Source organism: Olleya sp. Ti.3.14 (genome assembly GCF_038154885.1).
In the GTDB taxonomy this organism is placed as follows: Bacteria; Bacteroidota; Bacteroidia; order Flavobacteriales; family Flavobacteriaceae; genus Olleya.
The window spans coordinates 112,991-119,666 of record NZ_JBAKAO010000011.1; the positions used below are offsets into that span (position 1 = coordinate 112,991).

Here is a 6,676-nt window from a genome sequence, read left to right on the forward strand (position 1 = left end):
ATGCCAGTTAGAAATTATACCTATTACGACTTTACATTAAGCTTGTGTCCTGAGTGTTTAAAACGTGTGGATGCTAAAATTGTCTTTGAAGATGATAATGTTTACATGTTAAAACGTTGCAAGGAACATGGCAATAGCAAGGTGTTAATTGCTGATGATATTGAGTATTATAAAAACATACGCAACTACAATAAGCCTAGCGAAACACCTTATACTTTTAACACTAAAACGGATTACGGTTGTCCTTACGATTGTGGTTTGTGTCCAGACCACGAGCAGCACAGTTGTTTGACGGTTGTTGAGGTGACGGATCGTTGTAATTTGACTTGTCCGACGTGTTATGCAGGATCGTCACCAACATACGGTAGACATCGTACTTTGGACGAAGTTAAAGCCATGCTAGATACTATAGTTAGAAATGAAAAGGAGCCTGATGTGGTGCAAATATCTGGTGGAGAGCCAACCATACATCCTCAGTTTTGGGAAATTATGGACTACGCCAAAACGTTACCGATTAGGCATTTAATGCTGAATACTAATGGGATTAAAATTGCTAAAGATTTCGCTTTCGCGGAAAGACTGAAAACCTATGCTCCAGATTTTGAAATTTATTTACAATTTGATTCGTTTGAAAACAGTGTGTTGCGCGAGCTTCGTGGTGCCGATTTAAATGATATCCGTAAACAGGCTATTGAAAACCTAAACAAATTAAACCTATCAACAACTTTAGTGGTCACACTACAAAAAGGATTAAATGATGGCGAGATTGGTAAAATTATTGACTATGCTTTAAAACAAAAATGTGTTAGAGGTGTGACCTTACAACCAACTCAAATTGCTGGTCGATTAGATAATTTTAATCCAGAAACGGATCGGATGACCATTACTGAGGTACGTCGAAAAATAATGGAACAAACCACTATTTTTAATGCTGACGATTTACTTCCTGTACCTTGTAATCCAGATGCTCTGGTTATGGGTTACGCACTTAAACTAGGTGATGAAGTGTTTCCGTTAACACGTTATATTAATCCAAACGATTTATTAGATAATAGCAAAAACACTATTATTTACGAGCAAGATGAAGCACTGCAAGGTAAAATGGTAGAGCTATTTAGCACAGGAAACTCGGTTGAGGTTGCTGAGGAGAACCTAAAATCTATTATGTGTTGCTTACCAAATATTGATGCTCCAGAGTTAGGGTATGATAATTTATTTAGAGTAATTATTATGCAGTTTATAGATGCTTATAACTTTGATGTTAGAGCTATTAAAAAATCGTGTGTGCATATTGTAGATAAAGACAATAAAATTATCCCTTTTGAAACCATGAATTTGTTTTATCGTGATGACAAAAAAGCACGCTTAGAACAACTTAGAAACGAGATGTAATTATGATATCATTACTTATAGAAGCTACTGGAGGAGGTGGAAATTACGACGGAATAGTCTTATTTTTTGCTGCTATTATGTTTGGACCAGCTATTTTATTAGCTATTATTGGTTTTGCTTTACTTAAAAAAAACAAAAAAGCAGCTAAAGTGTTATTTATACTAGCTGCTGTTTATGTAATTGTTAGTTTAGGTATTTGTGGTAGTATGATGGCTTAGCAATACCCACAATCCATAAAACCCTAAAAATAGCTCTGCAAAAGTCCCGAATTGATAACCAAAGGTTGGGATACCATCTAATGTTACACTTAGTAATCTTCCAAAACCTAAGCCTAGCATAAAAATCATATTGGTCACTAATGCTATTTTTAGATAATTGGCTTTAAATACTCCCAAAATCCAAAGCACAGAAAACCCTAAATACAGACCCATAATGGCTTTAAAAAAATTATGCTCGTCAATGGTGTTTAAATGAATATCGAACTGAGAGCTTGGATTAAAACCATAAAAAAAAGACACCGGAACAACAATACATACTGATATGATTAAGTGTATTTTTGTTATTATGTCATGGTTGGTGATTTTCATGGTTTAATTAAGAAGCTTTAAAATTGTATTACAGCATCAACCATTGTGCCTTGTCTGTCTACTGTTATATTTGTTTTATTACCTGCTTTAAAGGTTGCTAAAACTTTCATATAACTCATCATATCAAAAACAGTACTATCACCAAGTTTAACAACTATATCACCTTTTTGAAGGTTTGCTTTTTGTGCTGGTTTATCTTCGCTTATACCATCAATACGCATGCCTTTTCCGTCAAATAAATAATCTGGTATTACACCAAGTCCTACTTTAAAACGTGGCACATCATCGCTTTCGTTTTTAGTTTTTCTAAAGGGTAGTTTCCCGTTATTATCTAAATCTGTAATGATTTCAAAAATGTAATTAGAAATGATTTGCATACCATTAAAATGTAAACGCTCTGTATCATCAGATGGTTTGTGGTAATCTTCATGCTGACCTGTAAAAAAGTGCAATACAGGTATGTCAGAATTATAAAAACTAGTGTGATCACTTGGTCCAACTCCAGACTCTTTTTGTACCAACTTAAAACGGTTATTATGCGCTTGTAAGGTTTGCTTAAAAATTGGTGACGTACCAACACCATAAACTGCCAATGTACTGTCTGCTTTTAAACGACCAACCATATCCATGTTAATCATATAATTGGCTTTTTTGTTATCTATTGTTGGATTTTTTGTGTAATAATTAGAGCCTAATAAGCCCATTTCTTCGCCAGAAAATGTGATAAATAAATAATTATTATTTGTGTTTTTAGCCTTTAGCTTTTGTGCTAAATTTAGTAGTACTGCTACTCCACTTGCGTTGTCATCTGCTCCATTATGGATTTCTTTTTTTTCGCCTCTAAATAAACTTCCTTCTGCACCATAACCTAAGTGGTCATAATGTGCGCCAATAATTACAGTGTTCTGGGCTTTGTTATCAATAAAACCAAGCACGTTTGTACCAGTAATTGTACTATCACCATCTTTTACATTATACTTTACTTCTTGATGTGGATCTGTTTTTGGTTTAAATGAAAACGCCTGAAAATAACCATCGGTTCCTTTTGGTGTTAAGCCTAAATTTTTAAAACGCTCTGCAATATACTTTGCAGCTTTTTGCTCGCCAATAGTACCTGTTTGACGACCTTCCAAAGCATCGTCAGCTAAAAACTGAACATCCTCCTGAATGGTTATTTCTTTTATAATTTCGTGTTTACATGAGGTAAAAACAAGTAAAAAAACAAGTAGTTTTATTATTTTCATGATAAGAAGTATTAATTTTACTCAAAATTAGGCAATTAAAGCCATTTAATAAAACCTATTATGAAAACACGCTTATTCGGAATTTTACTAGTTACTGCTGTTCTTTTTTCTTGTAAAAATGAGACTAAAACTGACGTTACTAATACCACTGTAAAACCTGAAGTTACTGAAGTAAAAAACCCTTTGATTTATCCTGAAGAAATTCATTTTAAAAATTTACGTCAAGTGACTTTTGGAGGTGATAATGCTGAAGCCTATTGGAGTTTTGATGATAGTAAATTAGTGTTTCAATCTAATTACAAAAAATGGAATGTTGGTTGCGACCAAATGTTTTTAATGGACGCCAATCAAACCTTTGATAGTATTGCACCACCAATGGTAAGTACAGGAATGGGACGCACTACATGCTCTTACTTTATGCCAGATAATAAGCATATTATTTATGCATCAACACATTTAGCAAACAAAGATTGTCCAGATACACCTTTACGTAAAAACGGAAAATATATTTGGCCTGTTTACGATACATTTGACATTTTTATAGCAGATTTAGAAGGTAATATTGTTAAGCAATTGACCAATGAGGTTGGTTATGATGCTGAGCCAACGGTATCTCCAAAAGGAGATAAAATTGTATTTACATCTACTAGAAGTGGCGATTTAGAGTTATACACCATGAATTTGGATGGTAGTGATGTAAAACAAATTACAGATGAATTAGGTTATGATGGAGGTGCGTTTTTCTCTCCTGACGGAACAAAAATAATTTTCCGATCGTCTAGACCAAAAACAGAACAAGAAATTAAAGACTATAAAGATTTGTTAGCCGAAGGTTTAGTTGAACCAACAGATATGGAACTATACATTTGTAATGCAGATGGTAGTGATTTACGCCAATTAACGGATTTAGGAAATGCCAATTGGAGTCCGTTTTTTCACCCAAGTGGTAAAAAGGTATTATTCTCTTCTAACTTTGAAGCAGAACGTGGTTTTCCGTTTAATTTATACTTAATTGATATTGATGGTAAAAACCTAGAGCGTGTTACACATGGCGAAACTTTTGATGCGTTTCCGGTGTTTTCTAACGATGGTAAAAAGTTAGCATTTTCGTCTAACCGAAATAATGGTGGTGGACGCGATACTAATTTGTTTATTGCAGAATGGGTAGATTAATCCACTTTGTTTAAAACGGTATTAAGCTAATTTTTAAGGTGATTTTAGGTACTAATAATGTAGGTTGTATACATTTACATTATTGGCAATTTAAAATGTCTTAAAATCTTATTTTAGGTGATTGTTAATGTGGTCCAACCATACTGCACGTTCATTAACTACAAAATCAAATTGCTTACCGTCTTTAGTAATTATCCTAATTCCGTTATCGATTAGTTTTGCTGTTTTACGTTTTATAATTTGATTAATATCAGCATAGGCAATATCTGTTTGTCCTGTTTGGATATTAATTTTGTGCGATTTAAAGATTAACTTTTTATTAGTTAAAAATATTTTTCCGCCTACACCTTCCATACCACGAAATAAATTAGCAGGACCTTCTACTTCAACAGTTTCGTCTGGTGATAAATCAGGTTTAATTGAATGTCCTATTTTATTAGAAAACTTGCCAGCAAGCTTTTGATTTATATACGGAAATCCAATACCAAAAAATAAACCAAAGAAAATACCTTGAAAAATAATGCTGTTAGTTGTGTAAATTTTTTCATCGGAAAAATAATCAAAAAGCCACAGTATAAAAGCGTATAATAGACCTGTACCTATTGCAAATAGTACTCGGTATTTCCAATTGATTTTAATTAATTTTGTTCCTATTTCCATGATGGACTGTTTTGTGTTTATGCATCTAATTTAGTAAATACAAACCGAATAAAATATTGCGCAGGAATGTTAGTAATTAGTGTAGAGCTAGCCATTAATTATACATGGTTTTGCCTTTTCGTTGTTTCTAATTATTTTTTTGAAATATATTTTTATCAATTACTCCATAAATTACTCCGAAACCAACAATTGTAAATATGAATTGCAGAATATTAAGAATGATTTCAGATTTTACATAAGCACCAATATGTGGTTTAATCATTAATGTTAATCCGTAACTAATCACTATAGAAATAATTCCGACAAATATTTTTAAAATCATTTTATTCATTTTTGAGTGCGTTCTGCTAATGAATGGAAACGTGTTTTTATATGGTTTGTTGTGTAGTTTAAGTACCTAATTTAGTAAATAAAAACCAAATAGAAAATCCGCGAGGATTTTCGTAAGCAGGCGAGAACCACGCCACTAATTATATACCGTGTTACCATTTCGTTGTTTTTCTTTATGGATTAGCTTTATTTTATTATATCATTTTAAGTACAGATGATTTATTCAAAGTCCAGTTTTATAGATTCAAACTAGCGGTTAATAGAATAGCTATAGATATTAGACACTATGACGTATAATTTTGTTAGTATAAATACGAGCAAACCGAAAATCGTTTAAAAGAGTAGGTGACAATTAAATATTTAAGTTATGAAATTACAAAAGCACTCAGTATTATTTTTTTCTGTTATTTTATTTTTAGTAATGCAGGTAAATGCCAGCACAACTATATCTCCTAATATTGGTAAAGATATATCAAGTATTATTGATTCAGAGGTCAATATAGGGGATGATATTTTTTTCAAAGGTGGGATGTTTAGGTTTCAAGGGTTTGGATTCAAAATTTGTGCGTCTTGGGGCGATCAAGCAGGAGGTTGTAAAGATGGAATTATTTTTCAAGATCCAGATTTTTCTGTATCAGTTAATGGTAAAGAGATAAATTCGTTGGATATAGAAGCTTTAGGTATTAAAGAAAAGTATAGTCAGGACACTCCAATTGAAGTAGTTTATAATCCTTTAAAATCGAAGGAAAAAATAAAATTGATGTCAACACCTAGAAAGATTTTGTTTAAAAACAATAAAACAGGAGAAGTTATAACATTAGCTTCAGTAATTGAAATTAAAATGTCTTGCGGTGAAAGTCAGAAAACCAAAGCTTCAACTTATTCAAAAAAAGCTATACAGATGAAGAGAAACTAAAAAAAATAATTATAAAATTAATTAAATGGTTTTATATGATGATATATAAAACCGTTTTTTGTTTTGTATATTTAAAAGTGAATATTTTAGCTAGTATAATTATGAATAAAGATTATGTTCTGTCAATGAATGCCAAGGGTCTTTTATAAGATTAGTTGCGTAGTTTAACACCTAATTTAGCAAATAGAATAGAAAATCCGAGAGGATTTTCGTAAGTAGGCTAGAACCAGCAATAAATTATATACGGCTTAAGTTTGTCTTTCATTAAATTTAACTAATAAATAGAAAGAACAAAAGAGAGAAATAAGATTAGTATACACGGTGAAGCTTTAGACTTCGACAACATTGATAATCCTCTCTCTTTTTCTACTAAG

Annotated in this window: 7 protein-coding genes; 4 read left to right on the forward strand and 3 right to left on the reverse strand. The window is 32.0% G+C overall.

The annotated features are described in order from the left end of the window. Together V6251_RS13805 and V6251_RS13810 are read left to right on the forward strand one after the other, a co-directional pair. Positions 1-1,392, forward strand: coding sequence for a radical SAM protein (locus tag V6251_RS13805; RefSeq protein WP_341588773.1), 1,392 nt, complete (start codon positions 1-3; stop codon positions 1,390-1,392). A 2-nt stretch (positions 1,393-1,394) separates the two neighbouring features. Next, entirely contained in the window at positions 1,395-1,610 is a 216-nt protein-coding gene (locus tag V6251_RS13810; protein ID WP_341588774.1) for a hypothetical protein, read from the forward strand. Here V6251_RS13810 and V6251_RS13815 read toward each other — a convergent pair. Both V6251_RS13815 and V6251_RS13820 read right to left on the reverse strand, forming a co-directional pair. Continuing rightward, positions 1,581-1,979, reverse strand: a complete 399-nt coding sequence (locus V6251_RS13815) for a DUF4345 domain-containing protein (protein ID WP_341588775.1) — start codon at positions 1,977-1,979, stop codon at positions 1,581-1,583. The genes V6251_RS13810 and V6251_RS13815 overlap by 30 nt on opposite strands. Before the next feature lie 17 nt (positions 1,980-1,996). After that, positions 1,997-3,223: a M28 family peptidase gene (locus tag V6251_RS13820; protein ID WP_341588776.1), complete on the reverse strand. Its 1,227-nt coding sequence runs from the start codon at positions 3,221-3,223 to the stop codon at positions 1,997-1,999. A 60-nt stretch (positions 3,224-3,283) separates the two neighbouring features. On the opposite strand from V6251_RS13820, the gene V6251_RS13825 reads away from it, so the two are divergent. After that, the gene (locus tag V6251_RS13825; protein ID WP_341588777.1) at positions 3,284-4,396 is read left to right on the forward strand and encodes a TolB family protein; all 1,113 of its coding nucleotides are present in this window, start codon (positions 3,284-3,286) and stop codon (positions 4,394-4,396) included. 108 nt (positions 4,397-4,504) lie between these two features. On the opposite strand, the gene V6251_RS13830 is transcribed toward V6251_RS13825, so the two are convergent. Further along, complete coding sequence (locus V6251_RS13830) at positions 4,505-5,056, reverse strand: GRAM domain-containing protein (RefSeq protein WP_341588778.1); 552 nt, start codon at positions 5,054-5,056, stop codon at positions 4,505-4,507. A 697-nt stretch (positions 5,057-5,753) separates the two neighbouring features. On the opposite strand from V6251_RS13830, the gene V6251_RS13835 reads away from it, so the two are divergent. Next, positions 5,754-6,302: a hypothetical protein gene (locus V6251_RS13835; RefSeq protein ID WP_341588779.1), complete on the forward strand. Its 549-nt coding sequence runs from the start codon at positions 5,754-5,756 to the stop codon at positions 6,300-6,302. The last annotated feature ends 374 nt before the right edge of the window (positions 6,303-6,676 follow it).